Annotated in this window: 12 protein-coding genes; 6 read left to right on the forward strand and 6 right to left on the reverse strand. The window is 43.3% G+C overall.

Annotated features, from left to right (window positions below; all coding sequences use genetic code 11):
* Positions 1-4: 4 nt before the first annotated feature.
* A complete protein-coding gene (gene trxA, locus F0145_RS03695; RefSeq protein ID WP_150086958.1) occupies positions 5-328 on the reverse strand; it encodes a thioredoxin in 324 nt (107 codons plus the stop codon).
* A 751-nt stretch (positions 329-1079) separates the two neighbouring features.
* Here trxA and F0145_RS03700 point away from each other — a divergent pair.
* On the forward strand, positions 1080-1655 hold the full coding sequence (locus tag F0145_RS03700) for a phosphoglycerate mutase family protein (RefSeq protein WP_150086959.1): 576 nt from the start codon (positions 1080-1082) through the stop codon (positions 1653-1655).
* Between the two features lie 137 nt (positions 1656-1792).
* A complete protein-coding gene (locus tag F0145_RS03705) occupies positions 1793-3013 on the forward strand; it encodes a lipase family protein (RefSeq protein WP_150086960.1) in 1221 nt (406 codons plus the stop codon).
* 473 nt (positions 3014-3486) lie between these two features.
* Here F0145_RS03705 and F0145_RS03710 read toward each other — a convergent pair whose 3' ends face one another.
* Positions 3487-4737: an MFS transporter gene (locus F0145_RS03710; protein WP_150086961.1), complete on the reverse strand. Its 1251-nt coding sequence runs from the start codon at positions 4735-4737 to the stop codon at positions 3487-3489.
* 148 nt (positions 4738-4885) lie between these two features.
* Between F0145_RS03710 and F0145_RS03715 the strand changes: the two genes are divergently transcribed.
* From F0145_RS03715 to F0145_RS03730, 4 genes are all read left to right on the forward strand, one after another.
* The gene (locus F0145_RS03715; protein WP_150086962.1) at positions 4886-5179 is read left to right on the forward strand and encodes an HNH endonuclease; all 294 of its coding nucleotides are present in this window, start codon (positions 4886-4888) and stop codon (positions 5177-5179) included.
* 286 nt (positions 5180-5465) lie between these two features.
* On the forward strand, positions 5466-6539 hold the full coding sequence (locus F0145_RS03720; RefSeq protein ID WP_150086963.1) for a DUF6687 family protein: 1074 nt from the start codon (positions 5466-5468) through the stop codon (positions 6537-6539).
* Between the two features lie 92 nt (positions 6540-6631).
* Complete coding sequence (locus F0145_RS03725; protein ID WP_150086964.1) at positions 6632-7468, forward strand: universal stress protein; 837 nt, start codon at positions 6632-6634, stop codon at positions 7466-7468.
* 41 nt (positions 7469-7509) lie between these two features.
* Positions 7510-7980, forward strand: coding sequence for a GNAT family N-acetyltransferase (locus tag F0145_RS03730; RefSeq protein ID WP_223815800.1), 471 nt, complete (start codon positions 7510-7512; stop codon positions 7978-7980).
* A gap of 173 nt (positions 7981-8153) precedes the next feature.
* Here F0145_RS03730 and F0145_RS03735 read toward each other — a convergent pair whose 3' ends face one another.
* The 4 genes from F0145_RS03735 to cysN form a co-directional block, all read right to left on the reverse strand.
* Positions 8154-11822, reverse strand: coding sequence for an AAA family ATPase (locus F0145_RS03735; RefSeq protein ID WP_150086965.1), 3669 nt, complete (start codon positions 11820-11822; stop codon positions 8154-8156).
* A 161-nt stretch (positions 11823-11983) separates the two neighbouring features.
* Positions 11984-13207, reverse strand: coding sequence for an exonuclease SbcCD subunit D C-terminal domain-containing protein (locus F0145_RS03740; protein ID WP_150086966.1), 1224 nt, complete (start codon positions 13205-13207; stop codon positions 11984-11986).
* Between the two features lie 155 nt (positions 13208-13362).
* On the reverse strand, positions 13363-13767 hold the full coding sequence (locus tag F0145_RS03745; RefSeq protein WP_150086967.1) for a response regulator: 405 nt from the start codon (positions 13765-13767) through the stop codon (positions 13363-13365).
* Positions 13768-14003: 236 nt separating this feature from the next.
* Positions 14004-15320, reverse strand: coding sequence for a sulfate adenylyltransferase subunit CysN (cysN, locus tag F0145_RS03750; protein WP_223815801.1), 1317 nt, complete (start codon positions 15318-15320; stop codon positions 14004-14006).
* Between the last annotated feature and the right edge of the window lies 1 nt (position 15321).

Here is a 15321-nt window from a genome sequence, read left to right on the forward strand (position 1 = left end):
AGCTTTAAGAAGTAGCGCCGTTGCTGGTATATTGCCGCAAAACCTGGTTAAGTTGGTGCGCCGGCACTACTCCTGATTGCCGCCAAAGCACTTTACCACCCTGGAATAGCATGAGTGTAGGAATGCCCTGCACCCGAAACTGCTGCGCTACTGCCTGGTTTTTATCTACATCCACTTTAATCACTTTTATTTTGCCGGCATTTTCGCTGGCCACTTGTTGTATAATCGGGCTCATGGTTTTGCACGGACCGCACCAATCAGCGTAAAAATCTACTAATACAGGCATGCCCGGACTGTTGATTAATTCTGAAAATGATTTTTTTGGCATATTCTCTTACTTTTTTACAAACTATCTACTACGTGGCTATGCAGGATTAAAAATTACTGTTCCGGAATATTTTCGGCGGAAGCAATTTAATCTTTCTCGCACCTGCTTTAAACCAATTGTATTTACTTCTTCTGGTACCGTAAGGTTTATGCTTTTAAATAATCCCCGAAAAATTGTTAGATATAATAATATCCTGATTATGGTCGGCTAATTCTAGCTGCCGGCATCTGCGTTTATAGCAGTAATATTGAGCTTTTTTAAGAAAGGATAATGTTGTGCCTCCAGCAATTATTGTTTGTTGGTAATAGCTAAATCCGGAATATTTTGGCCTGGTTCTTCGTTCAGGTAAAACAGCCAGAATTTTATAAAGTCTGGTTCGGGCTGTAAACACAATGGCGTTTTTGGAGAACAGCCGTAAGAATATTTTGGGCACTAATTAAATAGAAAGAAAGCTGTACCTGGTTCGGGTTAGCAATAAGCTGTGAAACTTACTTGGTGATATTTTTAAGGTACCCATACTACTGGGTATAATGTTGAAACCTTTCCGGTAAGAAATTATTCAACTAGCTGTTTTTAAGGCAGATGGTTTCCGAAGCTAGTGACTTAACTTATGCGCCTGCGGCAGAAAGAAGACTGTTTTTTGAATTATTGCTTTAAGTAACTAACCTTATATAAAAAAATTAAAGAATAAAGCTTGTGATTTAAACGGTATAATTATTATATTATATCCCAAATCTATAAGTTAAGTTTTATGGGTCGTTATTTGCTCCTTTTTATTTTAGTAGTAGCGGGGTACATTAATCTGGATGCCCGCCAGTTTGGTAAAGAGAAAAATAGGAACCAACTGATTTATAATCAAGCTGGTAGTACTACAATTTACCTGGTAAGGCACGCCGAAAAAGAGACCCGCAACCCCAGCGAACAGGACCCGGACTTAACGGAAGTTGGGCAAAAACGTGCCCAGGCCCTAAAAGCCTATTTAGAAGATGTGCCGGTAGATGCATTTTTTTCAACGCCTTACAAGCGCAACCAGCAAACCTTAGCGCCACTGGCCCAAGGCCGTCCGCTTCAGTTTTACGAATCGCATGATTATACCTTGCTCCGCGATAAAATATTGTCGGAACACAAAGGTAAAACGGTAGTGGTGGTGGGCCATTCTAACACGCTACTGCCCATTATAGAAGCTTTTGGCGCTAAAAAACCAATCAAAGAAATTACTGATCGGGATTACGATAATATTTTTAAGCTAACCATATTACCCAAAGGTAAAGCCAAAGTAGAAGCGGGTAAATTTGGTGCACAATCAACGTTAGCTGCTGGTAATTAATATTGCTTTAAAGCGCTTTTTTCTAAGCTGTTTGCTATATTTTAAAAAGATTAGGTTGTTGGATTTTCACGGGAACTTATAATCCGGTATTCGGTTTTACCTTATAAGATTAAATTGAATTTTAGAAACCGACTATCGTGAAGAAAAATATATTAGCATCGTGGTTGCTGTTGTTGTGGCTTTTTATAAGTACCGGCTGCCAGCACGAAGAAGCCAAAGCCGTTGCGCCAACGCCGGAAAAAGACTATCTGGTATCGGCCAAACTCGTAACCGAATTGCCCCAGGCTATTTTGCAGGCCATGGCCGACAACCGGGGTTTTCCCGGTATTAAAAATAATATTAAAAACGATGTTCAGGTATACCAGGTAACCTACCTGACTACTTACCAGGGCAAAGACATACAAGCTTCCGGTTTAATGTGTGTGCCTAAAAATGTAACCGGCGCTATGCCTATTTTGTCGGGGCAACATGGTACTACTTTCGAGCAGCAGGCTGCACCAACTAACTTTCCGGCTACTTTCTCGGGTTTTGAATTATTTGCTTCGGCGGGCTACTTAACGGTTATTCCGGATTATATTGGTTATGGCGCGAGCAAAGATATTTTCCACCCGTACTATAACCAGCAATATTCCGCTTCAGCGGTAATAGACCTGATTAAAGCAGCACAATCATACGCCAAAAAGAACCAATTGCAGCTAAACGAGCAGCTATTTTTGGTGGGTTATTCCGAAGGTGGCTACGTAACACTGGCAGCTCAGAAAGAGATTGAAACCAATCCGAAACATAATTTAACCGTTACGGCTTCGGCTTCTGGGGCGGGTGGTTACGATTTGGTAGATATGCTGGCCGAGGTAAAATCGGGTAAGCCTTATCCGAATCCTTCTTACCTGGCGTTTATTTTGCAAGCTTTTAACTCAGCTAATGCCTGGAATAGGCCTTTAACCGAATTATTTAAAGAACCTTATGCTACGGAAATGCCTAAGTTATTTAATGGTGTAGCTAGTGCCGGTGCCATTAACCGTGCTTTACCCAAAGAGCCCGAAAAGTTATTTAATGCGGAATTTTTCGCTAACCTGAAAAAGGAAGACGGCGAGTTAATCTTTAAAAAAGCGCTGGTTGATAATAGCATTGTAACTAATTGGGTGCCGCAAAGCCCAACCAAAATATACCAGGGCACGGCCGATGCGGTAGTATTTTACCAGAATTCCAAAAACGCTTACGACACGTTTATTGCTGCCGGCGCCAAGAATTTGGAATTTATTCCCATCCAAGGCGGTACCCACGGCAGCAGCATCGAACCTATGCTCATGTCGGTTATCCCCTGGTTTCAATCTTTGAAGCAAACTCCTAAAGAATAAATTAACTTGTTGCAGATTAATCTTCTAAAAAAAAAGAAAGAGCGGTTGCCCAAGTAGCCGCTCTTTCTTTTTTATAGGGCTATAACAGCATATATTTTGGATCAGCAAACTTTATCAAATTGCTTCTTCGCCGCTGGCCTGAGTCAAGTCGAAGGTTTTACTTAAAGTTCGGATACAGGCGATGCTCCGCTTAATACTTCCGCCAATAAATTATTTGACAACAGAAAGCCAGCAGCTACGAAGCAAACTACATCAGTTTGGGCGATGAGGGCCTTTCAGATTTCCGGTGCGCAGCATTGCGAGGTACGAGCAAAGGAAAGATGAGCAGCCCGAATGACCAAACGGGGCCTCGCGGCCGGGAGCAAACTTAAACAGTAACTAACAGTTAGCACCTCCGCCTTGAAAGATGAAATCTTTCAAAAAAGAAACTTATAACCGCAATACAAAAAATTATTTAAAACCCCAATATTTCATCAGCTCACTACCTTCAACTGCCTAATAATAAAAATACACAACAGCGTAGCTACCGAAGCAATAATGCCAATAGTATTAAAATGCACCAAGGTACCCGCTGCCGTTTTCTGAATAATTAATCCGGATAAAAAAGCCGAAGCCCCCGAAGATAACTGCTGAATAGAAGAATTAAAACTCATAAAACTGCCCCTTAGTTTAGGCGCCACGCTAGACGTTGTAAGCGCTACTGCCGGCACAAAGCGGGCACCAAACCCAATAAAAAAGGTAGTGGTAATTATTAAAACCAGAAAATGAGGCGCCGGCTTTAAATTGGTTAATAATAATATGGGAATAATTGAAAAAATAGCAGTGTACATAAAAACACGTTGCTTCCCAAATTTATCGGCCAGGCGGCCGGCGATCTGCGAGGTAACTACCGAAGCCAGCCCGCCAAACATATACATGTAAGCCAGTTCATTTTCGGCAAAGCCCACGTTCGATACTAAGTAAGGACTAATAAAAGGCACCACCGTAAAGCCGGCCAGCGTTAGCATTACCATCAGCAATAAGGCCCAAAGCAGGTTTTTATTCCGTAATATTTCGCCTACAACAGCCAGCGGATTACTTTTAATAGCACTGGTTAAATGGCCTCTCATAGGAGGTAGTACCAGAAAAGCTATAAGCAGCACCAGGAAACTCAGGCCGGTAAGTAAAAAGAAAGGCGCGTGCCAGTTAAGCCGGCTGGCCAGATATAAACCTACCGGAATGCCAGCAATAGAAGCTACCGAAAACGCTGCCATTACTTTGCCCGTAGCCGCACCCCGGCGTTTTTCCGGAATAGCATCGCCGATAATGGCAAAAACCAAAGCCCCAATGACCCCGCCAAAAGCACCTGCCAAAATACGCGCCAGGAGTAATAAGCTATAATTGGGCGCAATAGCGCAGCAAAAAGTACCTAAAATAAAGCCAATATATAAGGCCAGCAAAGCATTTTTACGGTCGAACTTATCGATAAACAAAGTGCTGATAAAACCCGAAAGCGCCGCACTAAAGGTGTAAGCCGAAACCAAAAAACCGAATTCTTTGGGTGAAATAGTAAAAACCCGCATGAGTTGCGGCCCTAAGGGCATCATAATTACAAAATCCATGATGTGGGTAAACTGGATAGCCGCCAGAATAAACAACAGCCAACCTTCCCGGATTACTTTTTTGGGCACAATAGAATTCTCACCATTGGGTTGTAAAGGCAAGCTATCATTAACAGAAGACATATATTTTTTGCTTAAAGCGTTTTTACAATTTTAATTACTCAGCGCAAAGTTACGTATAAATAAGCCGGTATACGGCAAAGTCGCTGGCAGCGATTACGCGTTTGTTTTAAAGAGAAACCAGGAATATTTTATTGCGGTTATAGCAAATATGGGCAAGAAAAAGAAAGATGCGGCTATTTGCGGGTTGTGTAACCGCGAGGTAAGTTTTGTGACCAAGCATCATTTGCTACCCAAGCAGGAGGGCGGTAAACATTCCGAAACCGTAGATTTATGCCAACCCTGCCACAGCACCATTCATCTTAATTTTACCAACCAGGAACTCGCCCGCAATTTCCGGAGCATTAGTGCGCTGCAGCAAGCCGAGCCCCTGCAAAAATACTTGCGCTGGATACGAAACAAAAATGTAGATGTCCTGAAAAACCGTCGCGGCAAACGTCATTAACTTTAACCCAGGTTTTGTTACTGATATTGCTGAATAACATGGGGTAATAACTACAGCAAATATTAAAATAATCAGCCACTTAAGTCGCTTAACAAATTAAATTATAAATAAGAAAAGATGCTGGAAGTTGCTCTCTTGTTTTAGGAGGGGAAGGGGTGATAAAAATTTACCTATTATTTTATGCCTTCTTATTTTGGTCCTTGTGTTTAATTTAGTAACCGCCGCAATATTTTAAAGGTTGGCTTAAAACTTCTAACTTGCCGCAGTTCATCAGCCCCTAAACAACATGCAGCGTACTTTTATACCTTTTAACCAGGTAAAACACCAAAAAGCCATTATTGTGGATAGCCTGCATCCGAACGGCTTGGTATTATCGCATTGGCGCGGCGCCCCTACACCACCCGAACTGGAAGGCGATACCAGCGCCGATATTGTTTTAAATGCGTTGCGAGCCGCTAACCTGAACCTGAATTACGAATTTGTAACGACTAACCATTTTGATGTTGACGGTTTTGTGGGCGTCTGGGCATTACTTAACCCCGAAATGGCTTTAACCTACGAATCTGTTCTACGTCAGGCCGCTCTAATCGGCGATTTTCGGGAGCTTGATTTAAATAAAACTGGTGCCGACCACGCCTTAAAATTAGTTTGCTGGATAAACGCCAAAGAAAAAGAGCTTTTTTACCCACCATTTGGTGCCGGCGAAACCGAAGAAAATGAAGTAATTGCCTCGTTACCCAAGTTTCATTATTTTCTGCGGGAATTTGCCCGCGTATTGCAACAGCCAGAAACCGAGCAAGCCGTTTGGGGACCCGAGTACCGCCAGGTATTACAAGATTATGCCCAAGTGCAGAGCTCAGCTACTGTCATAAAAAAATATCCGGCTATTGGTTTGGTGTGCGTGCAAACCCCGGAGCCGGTACATTATTATGCGCTTTTTAGCGTAACGGCTGGGTTCGATATAGTGCTGGCGCAGTACCAGGGCAATCGTTACGAACTGGAATATAAATATACTACTTGGGTTGATATTCAATCGCGGCCAACCTTACCCCGGCTTTTGCTTGCACCGCTGGTTACCGACCTGAATAATGCCGAAACAGCTGCTGGCTTAACCTGGACAGCCGAAAATATTACTGATACCGGGCCTATTTTGCGCTTGGCTGGTAACCAACTAACCCGCGTAGAGCGATATGCCAACTCAACGGAGCGCCCTATTTATGCTTCCGGCTTGGCCGCCCATGATTTCGAAAACAAGGTAGTTGCTTATTTTAATAAAGCTTATACAAACATATTGCCGGCGAAAAACTGGACCTGGGAGAAGATTAAAACCCTGAACCGCAACCTGTTTGCGCAAAGCTGATGGTTAAAATATAACAATAAATTAACAGCAATGCGTATATTTAATAATAGAACCAAGTGTAAATTTACCTTCCGGGCCTAAGCCTCCTAGCTATGAAAAAAATAATTTGCCCTACTGATTTCTCGAAAGCAGCTACCAATGCCGTTGAATTTGCCGCCATTATTGCCGGACGTACCGGGGCCTCTATCACCCTTTTACACGTGCTGCACCTGCCTATATTAGATACCACCGAAACGGCTATGGTGGCTACCGAAGTTTTGGGAGAACAGCGGCGGTATGCCCAGGAAAAACTGCACGCGTTGAGCCATTATTTAAACGAAAAACACCGGTCCTATAATATTCAAACCGATTACCTGATTAAAGAATCGTTGCTGGGCGATGAAGTAAAACGCCTCACCGATACCCAAGGCTACGATTTGGTAGTGATTGGTTCTACGGGCGGCGGCAATTCTTTAGAAGAAATATTAATTGGCAGCAATACCTCTGCGGTTATAGAACGGGTAAAATGTCCGGTACTTACTATACCGTTAAAAGCACAACCGGCACCTTTTCAGCATCTGGTATATGCCTCTAACTACGAAAAGGAAGACGCCGTAGCGCTGCAACAGGTATTGCAATTTGCACAATTATTTGGGGCCCGGGTCGAGATTGTACACGTGAGCGCCGAAACCAGTCCTGAAAATTCTAAAGCCAACCAGTACCGGGAGCGTTTAAGACAAGAACTACCAGATTTTGAACTGGACTTCCACGAGGTCGTTCACCCGGATGAAGTAGAAGGTATGAAAAAGTACCTGGCCGATAAAAATGCTGATTTGCTAACGATTCTGAAGAAAAGGCGCGGATTCTTTCACAATTTATTCAGCCAAAGTTTTTCGGAGCAGCTTACCTACCAAAGCAAACTCCCCCTGCTCATTATTCACGAGCCGTAAGGTAATATTTACTGTTTATTAAGATATAAATTTAATATTTATTGCCTACGCTTCTGCAAAACTACTACATGATTCGGGAATATTCTGGAGAAGACAAAAACGAACTCCTAAACCTGCTCCGGCTGAATACCCCACAATATTTTGCACCACCAGAAGAAGCTGATTTTATTAATTACCTGGATTATTACCGGGAAGATTACTTTGTAGTGGAAAACAACGGGCAAATTATTGGCTCAGGCGGTATAAATTATTTTCCCCATAACCACGAATCCCGCTTATCCTGGGATATTATTCATCCTGATTTTCAGGGAAGAGGAATTGGCAAAGAGCTAACGCAACACCGGATAAATCTGCTCCAAAATAACCCGGCTATAAATATTGTTTGTGTAAGAACCACCCAATTGGTTTATCAGTTTTACCAGAAAATGGGGTTTGTACTGGAAAAAACCGAAAAAGATTTTTGGGCTCCAGGGTTCGACCTGTACCAAATGAAGATGATCCTGAATAAATAACTGATGTTACTTTAATGTTTATAAAGAGATTTAAGTAATCCAGTTCTGTCATTCAGGAGGAAACTATTTAGTTACCTGCCAAATAGGCTCCTCCTGAATGACAGCGTTGGATTACTTAGACAATGAATTGCTTACAATAATATTTTAGCGACCTCAGTAAATAATACTACTTTTTAATTGTAAGCATCGGTAGCATGGCCTACTATTTGGAGTTTGCTGGTGCCGCCCGTCATTTTAATTACCTGAATTTGGGTGCTGATGCGTTCTTTCAGTGCTTCTACGTGCGATATAATACCAATCATTTTGCCGCTGGCTTGCAGGTTTTCGAGCGAAGAAATAGCGGTATCTAGTGTTTCGGCATCCAAGGTGCCAAAGCCTTCGTCTATAAACAGCGAGCCAATCTGGGCTTGCCGGCCCGCTAAATCAGATAAGCCCAGTGCCAGCGCTAAACTTACCAGGAAACTTTCGCCGCCCGATAAAGTAGTCATGGGCCGAACGGCATCTGCCTGGTAAGTGTCTATAATTTGTAACTCCAAGTCTTGTTCCGGGCTTTTTAATATTTTGTAGCGCTGGTTTATTTTAAGCAAATGCCGGTTGGCCAGCATAACCAGGCGAGCCAGCGTAAGCCCCTGGGCAAACTTGCTGAATTTTTTGCCATCGGCCGAGCCGATTAAATTGGCTAATTTATCCCAACGCAAATATTCTTTTTGCTGCACTTCTATTTGCCGGGCTAGCTCCTGGTGGCGGGCTTTTAGTTCGGTGTCTTTTTTCAAAAGCTCTTCTAAGCGGCCAATATCGCGGTTATGCAGGTTTATTTCACTTTCTATTTGTAGTGTTTGGGTAGTTAGGGTTTCTTCGTTTTCGGTGGTTAATGCCCGCGCAATTTCTTTCTGTAAATTTATTTCGGTGTGCTGTAATAATTGGGTTGCCGAAGCCAGGCTGTTTTCCAGTTGCTGCTGGCGGGTCGCAATCTGCTGGGCTTCTTCCTCCGATAAAAACAACTCTACCAACGCTTCTACGGAACTAATGCCTTTGGCTTGAATTTGGGCGGTAAGATTCCGGGTTAGCTGGTCAAATTCGGCTTGCAAACGTTCTCCTTCCTGTTGGCGTTCGGCTTGCTGTTTCTGGTTCAGGTTTAAGGCTTCTTGCTTCTGGTTTAAAGTTACGCGCCAGGTATTTACCAATTCTGTTTGCTGATTGGCTTCCTGTTGTAATCTTTCGCGTTCAGCGGTGGGTTGTTTATCACCAAATAAAGCTTTGCGTTCGGTTTCTAAATTTTGCAGCGTTGTTAGTTGGTGTTCCAGTTCCTTTTGTTGGGCAACCAAGGTGTTTTTCTTCTCGCTTAATATTTCGAGTGTTTTTTGCAGGTCGGTTTCGGTTTGCTTTTGGGTAAGTTGCAAATCGCGAAGCAAATTATTGTTTTTGCTATAAGCCGCTGCCCTGGCGGTTAATTCTTTTTCTAAATATTCGCGCTGGTTAAAATCGAAGGTTAAATTAAACTCCGAGAGGAAAGAACTGGCATCGGCGGTAAAATGCTTTTCCTGTTCGCGCAGGTCAATGAGTTCATCGGCTATACGACGGATTAAACTTTGAGTGCCTTTAATTTTTTCGGCTACCTGGCCTAATTCGTTTTCGGCCCGGAACGCAGCTTCCCGGTTTTGTACGATTTTCTGCTCCAGTGTTTTCAATTGGTTTTCCAACTCCCGAATTTGCCCAATAGTACGGCGGCATTTTTCGTATTCCTGCTGCTTGTTTTGGCAAACCCTCCTGATTAAAATTAAATTGCTAATATCCAGAGGTTTGGGTAATTGGTTGTTATGCTGCTCAAACTTCTGTAAAATATTGGCTGTCTCGGTTTTTAAATTTTTAACCTGTTCTGTATCAGCGGCCATCCGGGTTTCGAGCGTGGTAATTTGCGTAACCTGGCGATTTACCTGCGCCGTAAAGTCAGTTACATATTGCTGGTAAGCATTGCGTTTTTCTTCGGCTTCGGTTAACCGGGTTTGGTATTGGTGCTGCACAAAGGGGTGCTGGTCGGAGCCACACAAAGGGCAGGCTTCGCCGGATTTTAATAATTCCCGGTCTTTTTCGTATTTCTGAATCCGGATTTCCAGTTCTACCAGCGCTTGCAAATCTTTTAAATGAGCTTCCGCTTCTGCCTGCTGTTTTTGGAAAAGCAAATGTTCGGCGCGGGCATTTTCGAGGTTCTGGCTATTTTGCGCTATTAGTTTAGTTAATTCAACTTCACGGGTTTGTAGTTGGGTAAACTGCTCGGCCAGTTGGGCTTGCTGCTCGCACAGGCTAATCAGGGTGGGTAAACTACTGGCTGTAGCTTCCAGTTCCTCCAGGGTTTTACCGGCTAATATTTGTTTTAACTGCGCGTGTAGGTTTTGGCGGTCTGTTTCGGTTGCGGTAACGGTACGTTGGTAGCGGGTAATATTTTCCTGAATAACATCCAGGTTTTTCTCCTCAGTCTGGTTTTGTTTTTCCAGGTTTGCTTTTTCCAGTTCTTTTTTCCCAATATCCTGGTAAACAGCTTTTAAATCCTGAATAAAATGCCGGAAGTTATCCAGTTCGCGTTCCAGGCAAGCCTCGCCTTCGTGTTCGCCTAACCAGTGCTGCAAGTCCAGAATTTGCCCGTTTAATTTATTCAGATCGGTTTGCTTTTTAGCAGTTTGTTCGGTTGCGGTATTAACTTCGGTATTTAACTTATTATGAGCAGTTAAAGCGTGCTCGTAAGCTTCCCGCTGGTGTTTAATATTCGCATCCAGCCTGATTACCTTTTCCAGAATTGGCTGCGCTTGTTGCAGATTACCAGCGGCGACTTTAGCATTTTCTTCGGCTTGGTTTAACTGGTTGGCTGCTTCCCGGGCTTCGGTTTGCAGCGCTGGCAATTGCTGGTTTAAGCTTGCGAGGGTTTGGGCAATATTTTTATAATAGTTCTGGGTGGTTTCTAGCTGGGCCAACGCCGGCTTGTAAACCAAAGCCTGCTGGTGCTGTTGTAACCGCTGAAACTGTGGTTGCTGACTGATGCTCAGCGCTTGTTGTTCGGCCAGATGGTTGGTGACTTCCTGCTTCTGTAGTGCTAGTTTTTGTAAATTTTGCAGCCAGTTTACCTGGGTATCAATGGTGTATTTAATCTGGCGCAGCGCTTTTTCCTGTTGGTGGAGTTCCCGTAGCTGATCCTGGTAATGGGTTTCTTCTTCGGTGGTTAATAAAATTACATCGTTCAGTTTTACCCGCAAATTTTCGAGTTCTTTTTTCTCAGTTTTGGCTTTCTCAAATGCCCAGACCGATATTTCGGAATAAATGCCAGTGTCGGTAATTTTTTCGAGTAACTCGCTGCGCTCGCTTTCGCTGGCTTTTAAAAAGCGGGTAAAATCACCCTGCGAAAGCATCACCGACCGTAAAAACTGGCTGTAATCTAAACCCGTTATTTCTATAATCCGGCTTTTAGTTTCAGTTAATTTCGACTCCAGAATTTCATTTGTTTGAACTTCACTCAGCTCCATTTTTACATCCTGAAGCTTGCCTTCTACTTTACCGCGACTACGGCGCAACCACCATTTGGCCCGGTAAGCTTTGTTTTTTACCTCAAATTCTACTTCGGAGTAGCACTCTGAGGTGTGGCGGGTCATTATTTCGAAAGCATCGCGGTCGTGGCGGTGTACTTTGCCGTACAGGGCCACAGTAATGGCATCCAGAATAGTGGTTTTGCCAGCGCCGGTAGCTCCGGTTATGGCAAACAAACCCGATTCTGCAAAAGGGCTTTGGTCGAAACGAATTTCGTGTACCCCCTTCAGGGAGTTCAGATTCTGAAACCGGATGCCTAATATTTTCATTTAGTAGAAAGTGAAATTATACCTGTTCGTGCGCCAGCTTTTTTTGGTATGTATTTAAAGAGGAAATTCCCGATTGTTAGTTGAACACTTTGTTCCTGTTATTGGCTCAAGTTATTCTTAGTTAAACCTGCGCCGGCAATCGCAATTTTCAAAGCAAAAATTTACTCTTGTTGGTGCATTAATTCTAATAATTCATCGAAGGTATTGAGCAGATCGTTGTAGTCGTTTTGGTTGCCGGTGGGGAAAGCAGTTTCGCATTTTTTTCGGAATACATCTTTGGGTTGCAGTTCGTGTAATTGCTGCATTTCCGGCAAAGTGGTTTCCAATGCCTGAGCCGGGGTTAAGCGCACTTGCCGGGTGAAAAATTGTAAATGGTTTTTACCACCCAAACAATCAGATAATTGGTTCTCCAGGTCATGAATAAAGTTCTCGGTTTCTACCTGAATTTCTATCCAGGCCGGTAAGGTATAATCGCTGTTATCGAAAGTAGTAAGGTGGCGCTTAATTTTATCTAAATCGCCCCGGAACCGCACCAGTTTACGACAAACCGGCACTTGTACTTCTTCGAGGCGGGTAAGCTGGCCATCGGCAAAATCCAGTATAATAATTGTTTTTTTGTCTTCTACTTCGCTGAAGCTAAGCGGAATGGGCGAGCCGGAATAACGAATGTGCTGGAAACCATTTACTTTTTGTGGCCGGTGCAAATGACCTAAAGCCACGTAATCAAACTCCACCGGAAACTGGTCGCCACAAATCTGGCCCAGGTTACCCACATGAATTTCCTTTTCGCTATCGGAGGCGGAGCTGCCGGCGGCAAATAAATGTCCCATGGCAATAACCGGCACCCCTTGCTCTTTGTAGGGCTGAATATGGGTAACCAGATCTTCGTAGTGGGCGCAAATGCCGCGTTTCAGGCGGGCTTCCTGTTCTTCGTAGGTTTCGCCGGGCACCGATAACCGAATATCTTTGTCGCGCAGGAAAGGAACGGCACACACTACCAGTTGGGTAATACCAGTGGCATCGGAAATAGGTATTATTTCTTCCTGAATATTGGGCGTAGCACCACCAATTACGTGCACATTAAAATAGCGGAGCAAAGCTTGGGGCGCATTAAGTGTAGAAACCGAGTCGTGGTTACCCCCAATAATTACAATATCGCGGCAGCAGGAGCCCCGCAGGTGCCACAAAAAATCGTAATATTGTTTTAAAGCTGCATTAGACGGAGAACCCGTATCAAAAATATCGCCCGCAATTATTAAAAGTTCAACTTGTTGCTCCTGAATGGTTTGTACCAGCCAATCTAAAAAATGCTGATGCTCATCGGTTCGCTCACATTGTTCTAACCTTTTACCTAAATGCCAATCCGACGTATGTAAAACGCGCATGCAATTCCTCCCGCTTTTTTCTGCGTTTGAAGATAATAGTTTCTGCGGAAAAATAGCGGCTGGTGGCTCAGATATTCTGACAAATTTTAAGCTTTATTTTAAAGCCACAATTCTTAGAACTGGCATTGAGGGCATTAAAGCGCCTGACAAATTGGTTACTTGGTAAAATATTCCGAAAGCAGAAATTGCAGGTCTTCTTCGTAAAGAGGTTTGTTCAGGAACACTTCTACTTCCGGAAAGTTTTTCAGACGCTCTACATCCTGGTAATTTTGCGAAGTAGTTAGGATGGCAATAACCGGCTGTTGCGCGGAAGTTCTTAAAGCCCGGAATGCTTCTAAAAATTCGAAGCCGTTCATATCGGGCATATTAATATCCAGCAGAATTAACTCCGGAAACATATTTTTTTCTCCGGATCGCTGCTGTAACAAACGAATGGCTTCATTCCCGTCCAGGCAAATAGAAATATTTTGAGCCAAGCCACTTCTTTTTAAAAGAGAGCTAGTAAGGAAATTACTGATTTCGTCGTCGTCAATTAGTAAAACCTCTTTTATTAGCTGCATTATGCTGTTTTTGTTCTCTTACTACTGCCTAAACTAAGCAGAAGTTTTAATTTGGACTAATTGTATAAGCTGATTTTATGTATTTTCTTTTTTTAGTTATATTAAAGTTTTGTTTTATTTAAATTCTCATAATTTTTAGAAAAAGTATTTTTATTCGGGTGTGTTAAATTATTGCCATAAAAAAGGAGCTCCGTTCTAAAACAGTGCTCCTTTATAAGAATTAGATAAGATTAAAATTATAAGATTATACCGGCCGCTAAAGTTTCGTTAGTAAATTCATCTATCAAAATCAGGCTGCCGGTAGCGGCGTTGCGGCGGTAATCATCAAAGAACAAAGGCACAGTACTCCGGATTACAATCCGGGCAATATCGTTCAGGCCAATATTCAGGTCGTCTTCAATTTTGTGCAGCGTATTAATATTCATTTTGTACCGAATATCTTTTACCAAACATTTGGCTTCGCGGGTGGTATGCCTAATAATATATTTTTTGCCTTTTACCAGCGGCTTTTCGTGCATCCAGCAAATCATGAGTTCTATATCCTGCGAGGTTTGGGGCTGATTGTTTGGCTTTACAATCATGTCGCCGCGGCTAATATCTATCTCATCATTCAGGGTTATGGTAACCGACATGGGCGGAAAAGCTTCTGCTACGGGCCCATCAAAGGTTTCGATAGCGCTGATTTTGCTGGTAAAACCCGATGGCAATACCATTACTTCGTCGCCGGGTTTAAAAACGCCACCTTCTACGCGGCCGGCATAACCCCGGAAATCGTGGTACTCGGTAGTTTGCGGCCGCGATACATACTGCACCGGGAAACGGGCATCTACCAGATTAAGATCGCTGCCCAAATGCACGTTTTCTAAGGTGTACAGCAGGGTAGGACCTTCGTACCACGGCATACTTTCGGAGCGGTTTACAATATTATCGCCCTGCAACGCGCTCACCGGAATGTAGCTTACATCGGCAATATCTAGGCGTGAAATAAACGTTTCGAAATCGGCTTTAATCTTGTTAAATACTTCTTCGCTGAAGCCCACCAGGTCCATTTTGTTTACGCACAAAATAATATGGTCTATTTTCAGGAGCGACGCAATAAAAGTATGGCGGCAGGTTTGTTCGATTACTCCTTTGCGGGCATCTACCAGCACAATAGCCAGGTTAGCCGTAGAAGCCCCGGTTACCATGTTGCGGGTGTACTGGATGTGGCCCGGCGTATCGGCCATGATAAATTTACGGGTAGGGGTGGCAAAATAACGGTAAGCCACATCAATGGTAATGCCCTGCTCACGTTCGGCCCGTAAGCCATCGGTTAACAAAGCCAGGTTTACGTATTCTTCACCCCGCTGTTGGCTGGTTCTTTCAATATTTTGCAGCTGGTCTTCAAAAATAGTTTTGGTATCGTAGAGTAAACGGCCAATTAAGGTGCTTTTGCCATCGTCTACGCTGCCGCAGGTGATAAAACGCAATAAATCGGCTTCTCTTTTTTGTTCTTTTATTTCCATTATATTTTGGTTGCTGATTGCTGGTTGTTGATTGTAATTATTTAACAAT

Source organism: Adhaeribacter rhizoryzae (assembly GCF_008629685.1).
Taxonomy (GTDB): Bacteria; Bacteroidota; Bacteroidia; order Cytophagales; family Hymenobacteraceae; genus Adhaeribacter; species Adhaeribacter rhizoryzae.